10 protein-coding genes are annotated in these 15283 nt (G+C 59.2%); 7 read left to right on the forward strand and 3 right to left on the reverse strand.

Annotated elements, in window-relative coordinates; genetic code table 11:
• Positions 1–16 precede the first annotated feature (16 nt).
• Entirely contained in the window at positions 17–763 is a 747-nt protein-coding gene (locus DWX58_RS03300; protein ID WP_118641586.1) for a phosphoenolpyruvate-utilizing N-terminal domain-containing protein, read from the reverse strand.
• Positions 764–1118: 355 nt separating this feature from the next.
• Here DWX58_RS03300 and DWX58_RS03305 point away from each other — a divergent pair, with 355 nt between their 5' ends.
• The 3 genes from DWX58_RS03305 to DWX58_RS03315 all read left to right on the forward strand — a co-directional run bounded on the left by DWX58_RS03305 (position 1119) and on the right by DWX58_RS03315 (position 5178).
• Positions 1119–2303, forward strand: coding sequence for a pyridoxal phosphate-dependent aminotransferase (locus DWX58_RS03305; RefSeq protein ID WP_118641587.1), 1185 nt, complete (start codon positions 1119–1121; stop codon positions 2301–2303).
• A 182-nt stretch (positions 2304–2485) separates the two neighbouring features.
• Positions 2486–3910, forward strand: coding sequence for a pyruvate kinase (gene pyk, locus DWX58_RS03310; RefSeq protein WP_199648666.1), 1425 nt, complete (start codon positions 2486–2488; stop codon positions 3908–3910).
• Between the two features lie 152 nt (positions 3911–4062).
• Positions 4063–5178: an SLC13 family permease gene (locus DWX58_RS03315; RefSeq protein WP_118641968.1), complete on the forward strand. Its 1116-nt coding sequence runs from the start codon at positions 4063–4065 to the stop codon at positions 5176–5178.
• A gap of 74 nt (positions 5179–5252) precedes the next feature.
• On the opposite strand, the gene DWX58_RS03320 is transcribed toward DWX58_RS03315, so the two are convergent.
• Entirely contained in the window at positions 5253–6560 is a 1308-nt protein-coding gene (locus tag DWX58_RS03320; RefSeq protein ID WP_118641589.1) for a Na+/H+ antiporter NhaC family protein, read from the reverse strand.
• 715 nt (positions 6561–7275) lie between these two features.
• On the opposite strand from DWX58_RS03320, the gene nhaC reads away from it, so the two are divergent.
• The 4 genes from nhaC (at position 7276) to DWX58_RS03340 (ending at position 12087) form a co-directional block, all read left to right on the forward strand.
• Entirely contained in the window at positions 7276–8883 is a 1608-nt protein-coding gene (gene nhaC / locus DWX58_RS03325; RefSeq protein WP_347559147.1) for a Na+/H+ antiporter NhaC, read from the forward strand.
• Positions 8884–8910: 27 nt separating this feature from the next.
• Positions 8911–9396: a hypothetical protein gene (locus DWX58_RS03330; protein ID WP_118641591.1), complete on the forward strand. Its 486-nt coding sequence runs from the start codon at positions 8911–8913 to the stop codon at positions 9394–9396.
• A 199-nt stretch (positions 9397–9595) separates the two neighbouring features.
• A complete protein-coding gene (locus DWX58_RS03335; protein WP_118641592.1) occupies positions 9596–11140 on the forward strand; it encodes a sodium:solute symporter in 1545 nt (514 codons plus the stop codon).
• Positions 11141–11235: 95 nt separating this feature from the next.
• Positions 11236–12087, forward strand: coding sequence for an amidohydrolase family protein (locus tag DWX58_RS03340; protein ID WP_118641593.1), 852 nt, complete (start codon positions 11236–11238; stop codon positions 12085–12087).
• Positions 12088–12090: 3 nt separating this feature from the next.
• Here the strand turns inward: DWX58_RS03340 and DWX58_RS03345 are convergent, their stop codons facing one another.
• Positions 12091–15135: an AAA family ATPase gene (locus tag DWX58_RS03345; protein ID WP_158579199.1), complete on the reverse strand. Its 3045-nt coding sequence runs from the start codon at positions 15133–15135 to the stop codon at positions 12091–12093.
• Positions 15136–15283: the final 148 nt, after the last annotated feature.

Below are 15283 nucleotides of genomic sequence, written 5' to 3' on the forward strand. Positions count from 1 at the left end.
TTATAGTATCCTTGAATCAGACACATCCCACCGGTTCTCCCCGTTCCTCCGGCAGCAGGCGACGGATTGTCTCCTCATCGGGGTCCAGGTAGAGACGGTGGCGGCTTCCGTCCAACAGCGCGGTATGTCCATCCCAGCGCTCATCCAGATCCACCTCCGCCATGGCGGGAATCCGGCAGGCCTGCAGCAGCTGGGCCGTGTGGCTGTCTACGCTGCCCTTCCGGGCCAAAATGCCCACCACCCGGCTCCGATCCAGCTCCATTACCTCGCTGGGCAGAAATTCCGTGGCCACCAGAATGGCCGGACCGTCCCGCAGGGGATCCAGCAGGTGCTCACCCCGCAGCCGCCAGATGACTCGATAGGTGATATCCCGGAAATCCACCGCCCGGGCCCGCATATAAAGGTTATCCATTTTGGAAAACGCAGCGGCCAGGCGTCCCCCGGTCTCCCACACCGCCCACTCCGCGCAGGTCTTCTCCTGGCGAATAATACGGGCCACCGACTGGACAAAATCGTTATCCTCCAGCATCATGGCATGGATGGCAAAAATGGATGCGGTCTCCTCTCCAATCACTTTGGCGGTTCGGTCGTACAGCGACGCCAGCTCCAGCACGGACAGCCGCTGGGCCTGTTCAAAGCGCTGAATCTCCTCCTCCGGATGGAGGGCAGGAAGGGGCTGGGGGGGCGGCGGAGCCAGACGGCAGAATTTCAGCCGGCCCAACACAGTCTGGTCCAATATGGACTTTCCATGGATCGTCTGCATCCAGTCACCTCCTGCTGTGGTCGCCTCTTTTGGTCCTGCGCATCCATACACCGGGTGCGCGTTGGTTTTTTATGATTATAACGGGCAAAATGAAAAATGTAAACCTTCGATTCTGCATTTTCAGTGAAAACCTGTGTAAAAGTTTTCGTTCCTTTTCCCGGGCCGGGGGTTTGTCTTTACTTCAAAAAAGCACTGTGCTATAATACAATTTGATCCATTCTTCCGGCGGCTTTTCTCCATTACGCCGGATTTTCCAGCGCTTTTTCCGGAACGCACCCGGATTTTATGTGCTTGTCCTGCTCCATGTCTATGCACAGGCGGGCGCTTTCATGACTATTTATGCAGGAGGTTCTTTATGGTTTCTGAACGTATGCTGGGACTGGGCACGGCCCGGTCTGTCATTCGCGAGCTGTTTGAGTACGGCAAGCAGCGCGCTGCCGTGGTGGGCCCTGAGAACGTGTTTGACTTCTCCATCGGCAACCCCAGCGTCCCCGCCCCCGACGCCATCAACGAGACGGCCATCCGGATTCTGAAGGAGCAGCCCGACCTTATCCACTGCTACACCAGCGCCCAGGGCGACGCCGCTGCCCGGCAGCGCTTCGCCGACTCCCTCAATCGCCGCTTTGGCTGTGACTATACCGCCGACAACTTCTACATCACCGTGGGCGCCGCCGCCTCTCTGTGCTGCGTGTTCAACGGTCTCTCCTGCCCCGGGGACGAGTTCATCGTGTTTGCCCCCTACTTTCCGGAATATAAGGTCTTCATTGAGGGCGCAGGCTCCAAGATGGTGCTGATTCCCCCGGAGATCGAGCACTTCCAGATCGACTTTGACGCCTTCGAGAAGGCCATCAGCCCCCACACCAAGGGCGTTGTGGTCAACTCCCCCAACAACCCCTCCGGCGTGGTCTATTCCAAGGAGACCCTGGAGAAGCTGGCCGCCATCCTCACCGCCAAGAGCCAGGAGTACGGTCACCCCATCTACCTCATCTCCGACGAGCCCTACCGGGAGATTGTCTTTGCCGGCTTTGAGGTCTCCTGGATTCCCCACATCTACAAGGATACCATCGTGTGCTACTCCTTCTCCAAGTCCCTGTCCCTGCCCGGCGAGCGTCTGGGCTATGTGCTGGTGCCCAGCTCCGTCACCGACTTCCGTGAGGTCTACGCCGCTGTGGCCGGTGCAGGCCGCTCCCTGGGCTATGTGAACGCCCCCAGCCTGTTCCAGCAGGTCACCTCCCTGTGCTGTGACATGACCAGCGACCTGGCGGTTTACGAGCGCAATTGTCAGCTGTTCACCTCCGCCCTGCGGGAGATGGGCTACCATGTGGCTCAGCCCGGCGGCGCCTTCTACCTCTTCCCCCGCACCCTGGAGCCCGACGACGTGGCCTTCAGCGAGCGGGCCAAGAAGGACTTTGATCTGCTGCTGGTGCCCGGCTCCGGCTTCGGTGCCCCCGGCCACGTGCGCATCGCCTACTGCGTGCAGACCGAGACCATCGAGCGCGCCCTGCCCAAGTTCCGCGCTCTGGCCGAGTCCTATCGGTAAAATCCACATCTGTTTTTTGTAAAAAGTGCGTTCAGGCTTACCTAGACGCACTTTTTTACTGATTTTTTTCGGATTCCGGTTTGATTTTCATGGATTTCACATCTATTCAAACCACCGGTTTTCCTGTATGATATGGCTGTAATGAGAGAAGCTAATACCAATTTCCCATAGGAGGAAATCTGATGATGAGAAAAACTAAGATTATTTGTACTCTGGGCCCCGCCGTCAACAATGAGAAAATGATCCGCAAGCTCATCCTCAACGGCATGAACGCAGCCCGCTTTAATTTTTCCCACGGTGACCATGAGGAGCACCTGGGTCGTCTGAATATGCTCAAGTCCATCCGGGACACTATGGGCTACCCCGTGGCCACCATTCTGGACACCAAGGGGCCCGAAATCCGCATCAAGTCCTTTGGCGTCAAGTCCATCACCCTGGAGGCTGGCGCTCTCTTCACCCTCACCACCCGGGAAGTGGAGGGAACCGGCGAGATCGTCTCCGTCACCTACCCCAAGCTCCACGAGGAGGTGGGCCCCGGCCAGGAGATTCTCATTGACGACGGCCTGGTGGCCATCCGGGTAGAGGAAATTCAGGGCCAGGATATCCTGTGCCGGGTGGAAAACGGAGGCTCCCTGTCCTCCAACAAATCCATCAATATCCCCGGCGTCCACATCCACCTGCCCGCTCTCACGGACAAGGACATCGCCGACATCCAGTTCGGTGTGGAAAATGACTTTGATTTCATTGCCGCCTCCTTTGTCCGCCGGGCAGCCGACGTAGAGGCTGTTCGGGACGTGCTCCACGCCTGCGGCGGCGATGACGTGCGCATCATTGCCAAAATTGAGAACCAGGAGGGCGTGGACAACATCGATGAGATCCTGGCCGCTGCCGACGGCATCATGGTGGCCCGGGGCGACCTGGGCGTGGAAATCCCCGCCGCCCGGGTGCCCATTCTCCAGAAGCAGATGATCCGCAAGGGTCTGCAGTCGGGCAAGCCGGTAATCACCGCCACCCAGATGCTGGACTCCATGATGCGCAACCCCCGTCCCACCCGGGCCGAGGTGTCCGATGTGGCCAATGCCGTCTTTGACGGAACCAGCTGCGTCATGCTCTCCGGCGAGACGGCCAACGGCAAGTACCCCATCGAGGCCCTCACCGCCATGGGCGAGATCGTGGAGGAGGCCGAGGGCTCCATCCACTACTGGCGCCAGTTCCAGAAGCAGCGCGTGGTCCCCGCCTCCAACATCAACGACGCCATCACCCACACCTGCTGCCTCACTGCCAAGGACCTGGACGCCAAGGCCATCCTGGCCGCCACCAACTCCGGCCGCACCGCCCGGAACATCTGCCGCTTCCGTCCCGCCTGCCCGGTGGCCGCCCTCACCATGCACGAGAAGGTGCGCCGCCAGCTGGCCATCAGCTGGGGCGTGGTGCCCTTCCTCACCGGAGAGGTCACCTCCACCGACCGTATCTTCTCCCTGTCCGCTGAGGTGGCCCTGAAAGAGGGCCTGGTGGAGAAGGGAGACACCGTGGTCATTACCGCCGGCGTCCCCCTGGGCAAGAGCGGTTCCACCAACCTCATCAAGGCTCAGATCATCGGCCAGTAAACTCTGGCTCTCCCTGCCCCCTCCGGGGTAACGGAATAAAAATCAGACGGCGGAAGCACTTCACCGTGCTCCCGCCGCTTGGGCGCCGTCTCTGAAGGGACGGCGCCTTAGCTGTGTGTTGTGAAATGAGAATATGGACGGTGTATCACGATATGTCATCCTTTATCCGCTTTCTGAAACAGGAGACGGTGCTGGTGGTAGCTTGGGTGCTGGCCCTGGCCTCCATGGCACTGGTGCCGCCGGACGGCTCTTACCTGGGTTACATAGATTTTGAAACATTGGGCCTGCTCTTCGCCCTCATGGCGGTGATGACCGGCCTGCGAGGGCTGGGCGTGTTCAGCCGGATGGGACGGATGGTGCTCTCCCATACCGGCTCCACCCAACAGCTGGAGAGTGTGCTGGTTTTCCTCCCCTTCTTTACCAGTATGGCAGTGACCAACGACGTGGCCCTCATCACCTTCGTTCCCTTCGCCCTGGAGGTGCTGGACCTGGTGGGCCAGCGGAATCGGATCATCCCCGTGGTCGCCCTTCAGACCATTGCCGCCAACCTGGGCAGCATGGCCACCCCCATCGGCAATCCCCAGAACCTATACCTCTATTCCCACTATGGTCTGCATCCGGCAGACTTTTTTCGCCTCATTTTTCCGCTGACCCTGGCCTCCGCCCTGCTGCTGGCACTCCTCCTCCTGCTGAACAAGTCCCGCCCCCTGGCTGCTGCCCCTCAACTGGAGGAGGAGAACTCCACCGGGCGGCAGTCCCTGCTTTGGGGCTACGGAGCGCTGTTTCTGCTCTGTCTGGGGTCGGTGGGCGGCCTCATCCCCGTGTGGCTTCCCTGTCTGGCCGTTCTGCTGTTTACCGCAGTCCTGGATCGAGGCGTGCTGCCCCGGGTGGACTACGCCCTGCTCTTGACCTTTGTGGGCTTTTTCCTCTTTGTGGGCAATCTGGGCCGCCTCCCCGCGTTCCGGTCCCTTCTTGAGCAGGTTCTTTACCACCACGAGGTGGTCTGCGCCATTCTTGCAAGCCAGGTCATCAGCAACGTTCCCGCCGCTCTGCTCCTCTCCGGCTTCACCGACCAGGGGCAGGCCCTGCTGGTGGGCACCAATCTGGGCGGTCTGGGCACGCTGATCGCCTCCATGGCCAGCCTGATCTCCTATAAATATGTGGTCCGGGCTCTGCCCGGCAAAAAGGGCCGGTATCTTTTGTGGTTCACCGCGGCCAACGTGCTGTTTCTGGTCATTCTGCTCCTACTTTACGGCTTACTGTTCTAATCCTCCAAATATTAAAAAGGGCTGCCCGCAACTTGGGGCAGCCCTTTTTACGCTTGGTTTATTAAAACAACGGCTTACAGGAACTGAGCCGCAACAATAGCAGCAATCATCAGAGGGATGTTGAAGTGCAGGAAGGTGGGCACGCAGGTATCCCAGATGTGATCGTGCTGGCCGTCAGCATTCAGACCGGACGTGGGGCCAAGAGTGGTGTCGGAAGCGGGGGAACCGGCATCGCCCAGAGCAGCAGCGGCGGACATCAGAATGATGGTAGCGGCAGGAGAGAAGCCAATCTGCTCACACAGAGGCACGAACAGAACGGCCAGAACAGGAACGGTACCGAAGGAGGTGCCGATGCCCATGGTAACCAGCAGGCCGATGAGGGTGATTACAGTGGCAGCGATCCACTTGTTGCCGCCCATGGCGTGGATACCGGCCTCAACCAGGGCCTCGACGCCGCCGGTGGCCTTCATAACCTCGGCGTAACCGCCGGCAATCAGCATCACGAAAGCAATGAGGCCCATGAGCTGGACACCGCCGGCCAGCTGGTCGTCAATCTGGTTCCACTTGATGGCGCCGAAGACGATCATGACCATGATGCCGGCCAGAGCGGACAGGGCCAGGTTCTGAGTGATGACCTGAACCACAACCACCACAACAGCGGCGGCCATGGTGATGTAGTGACGGTACTCCAGAGTTTCGCTGATAGCGTCAGCGGCGGAAGTATCGGCCTCCAGCATCTTGTACTCGCGGGGCTTACGGTAAGTAATAAACACAGCGATGAGCAGGCCAACGATCATGGAAGCCGCCAGAATCCAGTTGACGGAAGCAATCTGGTTAATGGTAACAGGCATGCCGTTCTCGGTCAGGTTGTTCATGATGATCTCCTGGAACTGCAGACCGAAACCGAAGGGGATGGCGATGTAGGGGGCCTTGTGGCCGAAGGCCAGACAGCAGGCCGCAGCGCGGCGGTCCAGCTTCATCTGATTCATCATGGCCAGCATGGGGGGAATCAGAATGGGAATGTAAGCGATATGAACAGGAATCAGGTTCTGGGACAGGCAGGCGATGATGGTGATGGCGCCCAGCAGAATCAGCTTCTTGCCGCCGATGATCCGGGAGAGCTTCTTGGAAAGAATCTCAGCCAGGCCGGTGGTGGCAATGGCAGTGGCAAAGGTACCCAGAAGGATGTAAGACAGAGCGGTGGTGGCGTTACCGGAGAAGCCACCGGTCAGGGTTCCCATGATGGTGGGAATGTCCATGCCGCCCACCAGGCCGCCCGCCACACAGGCGATGAGCATGGCCAGCAGCACGTTCAGCTTCAGCAAGCTGAGGACACACAGGACAATAACGGATATGGTTACGGGGTTGGTTAAAATTTCCATAAACTGTTCTCCTCTTCCTTTCTTGTTCTCGGCTTCGTTGGGTGCCCCACGTTTCTCCCTTCTCTTTACCGATACAAAACGGCATGGCCTTTGTCTTTTGGTTTATCGCCTCCAGGAAAAGCCATGTCGTCTCACCAAGCGTTTGTATCATTGTGGGGCTTTCTGTCATTATCATACCACACGTTTTGTCTTATATCAACAAAAATTTTCTTTCCCCCAAGATCTTGTTTGTGCGCTATTGCAACTATTTAACGTTGTGTTAGCACATTGCATCAACAAAGTGACAGTTTTTTTGATCTTTTTTTATTCACTTTTTCATCTAGCTAAATTGCCCATGTTTTATGTCTCTGTTCCTCTGTCTTTCCATCCGTCTGCACATTTTCGCTCCGTTTCATATGGAGAAACCCGGAAGGCACTCCGGTTCCGCCAACCTCTTTCCTGCCGAATGCCGCCCCCTTTCTGACCGAGCCGTCTATGAATTTAATTTCATATTATTCTTTTTTTATTCGTTTCTTGTGATAGTTTGTTAGTGTATCAGAGCGCTAGTTCCATAGATAACATATACAAAATCGGGCTATTTTAGGGCTATATTTTTATTCGATTTTTACAACTGACAGTGCTATAATTTGGTTTAGAACGGATTCCGGCTGGCAAAAACCCTGCCTCGTACCTAACACTTTCCGCCCTGGCGGACCAGCACACCGAGAGGAGAGCGGTGTATGGACAGGGGTTAGGGATCCCACACCTTAGGCTGAGGGAATGTAAAGAAAAGAGGGAATTATTTATGCCAGAAACGAAGAAGCAACGTACCGTCCGACTGCCGAACTTCATTGAAGCCCTGATCCCCATCGCCGTTATGATGGGCCTGATGATTTACGGTCTGAACTTCAGTAATGAGGTCTATTACGACGCTCATATGCCCCTGGTCGTATCCATCGTGGTGGCCTGCATCATCGGCGCCATCTGTGGGCACGATTTCTCCGACATGCTGGCCGGTATGATTGATCGTCTGAACGCCACCATGGAAGCCATCCTCATTCTGTGTACCGTGGGTCTGCTGGTTGCCTCCTTTATTATGTCGGGCACCATTCCGGCCCTCATCTACTACGGCCTGGATCTGCTGAGCCCCAAGCTGTTCCTCCCCGTGGGCTGCATCCTCTGCGCCATCGTCGGCCTGGCCTGCGGCTCCTCCTGGACCGCCACCGCTACCATCGGTATCGCTATGCTGGGTATCGGCGCCGGCCTGGGCATTAACCCCGCCATCACCGCCGGTATGATCATCTCCGGCGCTTACGTGGGCGACAAGTTCTCCCCCCTGTCCGACACCACCAACCTGGCCGCCGCCGTGGCCAAGACCGGTCTGTTTGATCACGTGACCGCCATGGTGTCCACCACCGCCCCCACCTTTGTGATTGCTCTGATCCTTTACACCATCCTGGGTCTGGTCACCGGCAGCGGCAACTACGATCCCACCGTTGCTCTGGAGCTGCAGGCTGCCCTGAAGGAGGGCTTCAACCTCAATCCTCTGGTCCTGATCCCCATCCTGGTGGTTATTGCTGCTTGTATCATTAAGCTGCCTGGTCTGGTCGGCATCGCTCTCTCCGTTGGTACCGGCGTTCTGTTCGCCGTGATCTTCCAGGGCGTGGGCAGCCTGGCTGAGCTGTTCAGCATCCTGCACTACGGCTACTCCTTCGAGAGCACCAACGAGCTGGCCGTCGAGCTGCTCAACCGCGGCGGCATGGACCACACCATGTGGACCATCAACCTCATCCTGCTGGCTGTGGCCTACGGCGGCGCTCTGGAGCGCTGCGGCTGCGTTGAGGCCCTGTTCGGCAAGCTGAAGCACAAGCTGCACTCCGTCGGCAGCCTGATCCTGGCCACCCTGCTCACCTCCCTGTTCTGCGACGCTACCATGTGCGACCAGTTCCTGGGCATCGGTGTTCCCGCTCCCCTGTACGAGGACAAGTACGACGAGATGGGCCTGAGCCGCAACATGCTCTCCCGTACGCTGGAAGACTGCGGCACCCTGTGGGCCGTTATGTTCCCCTGGACCGGCTGCGGCGCTTATCAGCAGGGCGTGCTGGGCATGAGCCCCTTCGTGTATTTCCCCTTCGCTTTCGTGAACCTGCTCAACCCCATCTATGCTGCCATTACCGCTTTCCTGGGCCGCAACATCTTCTGGGCTGACGGCGCCTACACCAACATCTTTGGCAAGACCACTATGCACAAGCCCGCCGCTGCTCCTCAGGAAGCTCACGAGCGCGCTCTGAAGAACCTGGAAGCCATGCGCGCTGCCGGCAAGGCTCCCATCCCCACCAAGTAATCTTTTATCCGGAAAGGAACCGTCACTGTGAGTGTACATCTTCCCTGGGAGTCGGTCTCCGGCCCTATCTATACAGCAAGACCCCTGAAGCCACGTAAAAAATGGGTGACGACGGGCGGCTGGATTTTGTCCGTTGTACTCATTTTGGGCGGCATTGCCACCCCTTATCGCGTGCTGATTCTGTTTGGTGTGCTCTATCTGCTCACCATGCTCGCGGTCAAGGACACCGTGGTCACCAGCCGGGGCGTGGAGATCTTTTATCAGATGCGCATTACCACCCACTACGATTTTATAAGCTGGGATCAAATCGAGTCGGTGGTGCGTAAGAAAGAGGACAGTCCCACGATGGTGTCGCTCTACTTTGCCCACGGTGACCGGGTAAAACGGCTGTTTTTCTTAAAGCCTGACGCAGAAAATATTCTGGCTTTGGCCAAGGAGCAAAATCCCAAGGTCAAGCTTGCGGAAGACGACGGAACCCCCATCGTGATTCCAAAAAAGCCTAAAAAAGCCTGATATCACCTGCCAAAGCGGGTCCGGAGTTTTTCTCCGGGCCCGCTTTTTTATGTGAAAACAGTTCCCCTTCCCCCACTCCATCCCCATTCTTTTTCTGCGGCAAAAATTTTTCTTGACTTTGTCGCTTTTTTGCGTTAAACTTCAACGCATCAAAGCAAAGAAGTTTCGAGAAAGTTTGTTTGTAAAGGACGGGTCAACAATGGGGATGAAACTGGGACTGCTGCTGATCTTTTTTGGCGTCATGGTGGGCATCGGGCTCTATTGCCGCCGCCACACCACCGACGTCAACGGATTTGTACTGGGCGGACGGTCCGTAGGACCGTGGCTCACCGCCTTCGCCTACGGCACCTCCTACTTTTCCGCCGTGGTCTTTGTGGGCTACGCGGGCCAGTTTGGATGGAAATACGGCATTGCCGCCACCTGGGCGGGCATCGGCAACGCCCTCTTGGGCTCCCTGCTGGCCTGGGCGGTACTGGGCCGGCGCACCCGGATCATGACCCAGCACCTGAACAGCGCCACCATGCCTGAGTTTTTCAGTCAGCGCTTTGGAAGTCGCTCCCTGAAAATTGCTGCCTCGGTGATTATCTTCATCTTCCTCATCCCCTACACCGCCAGCCTCTATAACGGCCTCTCCCGCCTCTTCGGCATGGCCTTCCACATTGACTACTCTGTGTGCGTCATTGTTATGGCGGTGCTCACTGGCGTATATGTCATCGCCGGGGGCTACATGGCCACCGCCATCAACGACTTCATCCAGGGCATTATCATGATTGTAGGCATTATCGCCGTGGTGGGCGCCGTCCTGAACAGCCACGGAGGCTTTCTCAGCGCCCTGGAGGAACTGGCCCGGGTGAGCGACCCCTCCGTCTCCAGCACCCCGGGGGTGTTTGCCTCCTTCTTCGGGCCTGACCCTCTGAATCTGCTGGGGGTGGTGCTGCTCACCTCCCTGGGCACCTGGGGTCTGCCTCAGATGGTCCAGAAGTTCTACGCCATCAAGAGCGAGAAGGCCATCGACACCGGCACAGTTATCTCCACCGTCTTTGCCGCCATTGTGGCGGGAGGCTGCTACTTCCTGGGCGGCTTCGGCCGGCTCTACGCCGGTCAGGTGGATGTGGCTGCGGAGGGCTACGACACCATCATCCCCGCCATGCTCTCCGGCCTGCCCGACCTGCTGCTGGCGGTGGTGGTCATCCTGGTTCTGTCCGCCTCCATGTCCACCCTGTCCTCCCTGGTGCTCACCTCCAGCTCCACCCTCACTCTGGACCTGCTGAAAGGCCATGTCATCAAGGAAATGGACCAGAAGCGGCAGATCTTTGTCATGCGCTGCCTCATCGTGGTGTTTATTGCCATCTCTGTGGTGCTGGCCATCATTCAGTACAAGTCCAACGTCACCTTCATCGCCCAGCTCATGGGCGTCAGCTGGGGCGCTCTGGCGGGCGCCTTCCTGGCCCCCTTCCTCTACGGCCTGTACTGGAAAAAGGCCACCAAGGCCGCCTGCTGGACCAGCTTCCTCTTCTCCACCGTGGTCATGCTGGCTAACATCGGCCTGAAGTCCCTGTTCCCCCCCGTTCTCCAGTCCCCCATCAACGCCGGTGCCTTCTGCATGGTAGCGGGGCTCATTCTGGTGCCGCTGGTCTCCCTCGTTACCCCCAAGCCCAATGCCAGGCTGGTGGAGGAGGCCTTCTCCTGCTACGACGAAAAGGTGCTGGTCCGCCAGCGCCAGGCCCTGGGCGACCGGCAGTAAGAGGGGTTCTGCCTTTTAAAAAAGAAAAACCTGTGGTATGCTGTTAAGTACACCACAGGTTTTTTCCATTCTCATTGTGAAAGGTCTTATACAAGATGATTGTTGATATTCACACCCACACATTTCCAGAAAAAATTGCCGCATCCACCCTCCTGAAGCTGCAGAACATGTCCCACACCCGCCCCTTCACTGACGGCACCGAGGCGGGGCTGGCCGCTTCCATGGCCCAGGCGGGCATCGACTACTCCCTGGTCCTCCCCGTAGCCACCGCCCCCCGGCAGGTCTGCCACATCAACGACGCCTCCGCCCGCCTCAACGAGGAGGGCCGCGCCCGGGGCATCCTGTCTCTGGGCTGCATGCACCCGGATTTTGACGGCTGGAAGGAGGAGCTGAGCCGGGTGGCCTCTCTGGGCCTCCGGGGCATCAAGCTCCACCCGGTCTATCAGGACGTGGACTTTGACGACATCCGATACCTGCGTATTCTGGACCGGTGCGGCGAGCTGGGCCTCATGGTCCTCACCCACGCCGGCATGGATGTGGGCTTCCCTGGCAAGGTGAACTGCTCTCCCAAGATGGTCCTCCACGCGGTGGAGCAGGTGGGACCCGTCACCCTGGTGCTGGCCCACATGGGGGGCTGGCGCAACTGGGATGAGGTGGAGCAGCTGCTGCCCCAGACCAGCGTGATGCTGGACACCTCCTTCTCCCTGGGCTCCATGACCCCTCTGGGAGACGGCTACTACGGCCCGGCGGACCTCCGCCTGCTGGACAACGATACCTTCCTGCGCATGGTGTGCACCTTCGGCGCAGAGCGGATCCTCTTCGGCACCGACAGCCCCTGGGGCGGACAGCGGGAGAGCCTGGAGCTGCTGCGCGCCCTGCCCCTCACACCTCAGGAACAGGGCGCCATTCTGGGCGGCAACGCCCAGCGCCTGCTGGGGCTTGCCTAATTCTCAGACCGCGTCCAGCTCCTCCAGGCGGCGGCGCAGCTCCCCGGTCTCCTTCCGGGGGGAAATGCGCTCCAGATAGCTCAACCCCCACTGGCAGTGCTCCCGCTCGCTGGCGGGCCACAGGGCCCGCAGCTGGGGAACCACCTGTCCGGTCTGGTCCAGATAGCTGCGGATCCGCCAGGACAGGTAGATGACGATGCCCTTCCACCAGGGAGAGCCAATGACGTCGCTGATGCGGTGGGCCTCCTTCAACCGGCCCTCGGCCTGGGCAAATTCGCCCCGCTTCACCTCGTACAGGGCCAGATAGCCCAGAGCCAGGGGATAGCCGGAGTACTCGTGGGAGGACTGGTAGATCTCCACCGCGTAGAGGAACAGCTGGTAGGCTGCCTCATACTCCCCCTTCTGGAAGGCACACACCCCATAGTTGGTGTAAAACACCGCCGCCCCCGGATAGTAGCCCCGGCTGCGGTTGTGGATGATGGCCTTGTCGTAGTAGCCGAAGGCCTCCTCGTAGCGCCCCTCCAGCCGGCAGCACTCGGCGATGTAGTTGTAGGCGCCGGCGATGTTGATGGCGTAGCGATCGTTGGAGCTGGGCACCAGGGATTCCAGGGTATGAATGGACCGGTACAGCAGGTCCCGGGCCTCCTGATAGTTGCCCTGCATCTGCTCCAGCAGGCCCTCCAGACGCTGGTAGATGCCGTAGCTCTCCGAGCGCTCCTGTCCCTCCAGCAGGGCCTTTCCCGCCTTCAGATGCTCCTCCATCATGGCCACATCGTAGATCTGAATTCCATAATAGATGTACTGCAGATGGACCTGCACCAGAAGCTGGTTTTCTCCGGTGGCCTGGCACAGGGCGGTCAGCTGCTCTAGGGCGGCCAGTCCCGGCTCATAGAGGCCATTATAGATGCAGTAGCGGCTCTTGGCATGGAGGAGGATCATCTCCAGCTCGTCCAGCTCCTGCTGATCGGCATACAGCTGGCGGAGGGACGCCAGCTCCTGCTCCAGGGTGTGGAAATAGTGGGGCAGGCTGTCTGCGTCGGGCTGGGCGCTCTCCGGCGCGGCGGACAGGGTGGGCAGCAGATCAAAGCACAGCCCGGTGAAAGCGCTGAGGGACAGCACCCGGTAACGCAGCGCCTTCCGGCGGTTGCCCCCCGCCTCGTAGTGGTACACCAGCCGGTCGTAGAAGGCGCTGCCCGTCCGGTTCAGCTGGCTTTCCAAAAACTGGGCCACCCGCAGGTGCAGAATCCGCCGGGCAGATTCCGACTGGCGCTGGGCCAGCACATGGCGAATGAGGTCGTGGGCCAGGGCATAGCCGATGACGCCGTTCCGGGCGGACTCCACAATGAGCTGCCGCTGCTTGAGCTGGCTGCACAGATACATGAGATCCACGGTATCCTTGGTGAGGATGGAGGACAGGGCGTCCATGGAGGCCCAATCGGAGAAGACGGCGATGATATCCAGCACCTGCAGCTCCTCTACTGACAGCTGCGAGAGGCGATAGCGGATGATTCCCTTGAGCATCTGCTCAATATCCAGCTTATCCTCCCCATCCTGCAGGGACTCCATCAGCTGGGTGAGCAGCAGAGCATTGCCCCCGGTGCCCTGGTAAATCTGGTTCAGCTGGCTCTCCGTCAGCTCCTTACCCCGGTAGTGGCACACAAACCGCCTTGTCTCCTCCCGGCTGAAGGCGGAGATGGGATACCGCTCCAGAATCTTGTCCCGCCGCCCCTTCTCCACAAACTCCTTTAAAAAGCCCTGGGTCGGCTCCCGGGAGGAGCAAATGACCGTCACATTCAGGTTGTGCAGCCGCCGGAGAAAGGCGGAAAGCAGCTCCACGCTGGTTCGGTCAATCCAGTGGATGTCCTCAAAGACCAGCAGGAGGGGAATCTGCCGGGCCGCCATGGCCAGAATCAGCAGGGCGCTCTCCTGGGCCACATGATAATTGTGCTGGAGGGGATACTGCTCATCGGAGGCGGTGTAGCCCTCCCCGCACTTCCGGGACAGGCCGGGGAAGAGGTCGGCAGCTGTTTTCAGATAGGTGTCCGGCACATCCAGGCCCCGGGCCTCCAGCTCGGAGAGCAGGCTGAGCATGATGGAGTTCCAGGGGGCCAGAGGCACCCCCGTCTCTGACTGGTAGCAGTTGGTCCGCAGCACCAGCCGGTCGGAGAAATCATAGTGGCCCAGCACGTGGTCCAGCAGATAGGTCTTGCCTACCCCCGCCGCACCCTCCAGCAGGATGCAGGGACAGCCCCGGTCGGACAGAGGCCGGCTGCACACCGACAGCAGGCTGCGCAGGGCCGCCTCCTTGCCGAAAATGGGGTGGTCGGACTGCTCCTCCATGTGGTAGGTGGAGGAGTTCCACTCATCCACAATGCGATAATAGAGAGCCGTGGTCTCCTTCAGCGGGGAGATGCTCAGTTCGGTCTCCAGGCTCTTGCACAGCTGGTGATAGATGCCGATGGCCTTGCGGAACTTTTTCTCCCGGCTGTACAGCTCCATGAGCACCACATAGGCACTCTCCTCCAGGGGGTCCCGGGCGATGTATTCCAGTCCCAACTTCTCCGCCCGGTCCAGCTCCCCCGCCGCGAAGGCCTCCCGCTCCGCCGCCAGCAGCCCCTTCAGGTACTGAGTACGCAGGGTGCTCCGCTGGCCATTCAGCCACTCCTCAAAAGCATTGTTCCCCGGAAGGGCAAAGCCGGAAAGGAAGTCCCCCTGGTAGTACTCCAGCGCCCCGCTCTTCCGAAAGTCCAGCACATCGCAGGCAATGGGAATCTCCGGGTTGAGCTCCAGCACGGTGCGCTGCCCCGGCAGAAACAAATCCATTCCCAGCACCTTTCGCACCGTATAGGCGGCGTGGCGCAGGTTCTTCAAGGCGGTGGAGGAATCCGTGTCCTCCCACAAAAGCTCCACCAGCTCCCGCCGTGGCGCACGCCCCTCCATTACCAGATAGTACAGCAGCGCCTCCGCCTTCCGATAGGGCAGCACCACGCCTTCTCCATCCAGCAGAATAGCGGGCGTGCCGAACATTTTGATGGTCAGCTGCGGCACATGTGCCCCCCCTTTCTTCCCCAACGTTTTTCTTTGCCTCTCTATCATAGTACAGCTGTAAATCCGATGCAAGGAAAACGTGAAAAATGTGTTCCGTCATTCCACGCTTCTTTTCAAGCGTTGAACAATTTCAAATTTTCTCTGGTTT

The sequence above is a fragment of the Pseudoflavonifractor sp. AF19-9AC genome (genome assembly GCF_003478995.1).
Taxonomy (GTDB): Bacteria; Bacillota; Clostridia; order Oscillospirales; family Oscillospiraceae; genus Lawsonibacter.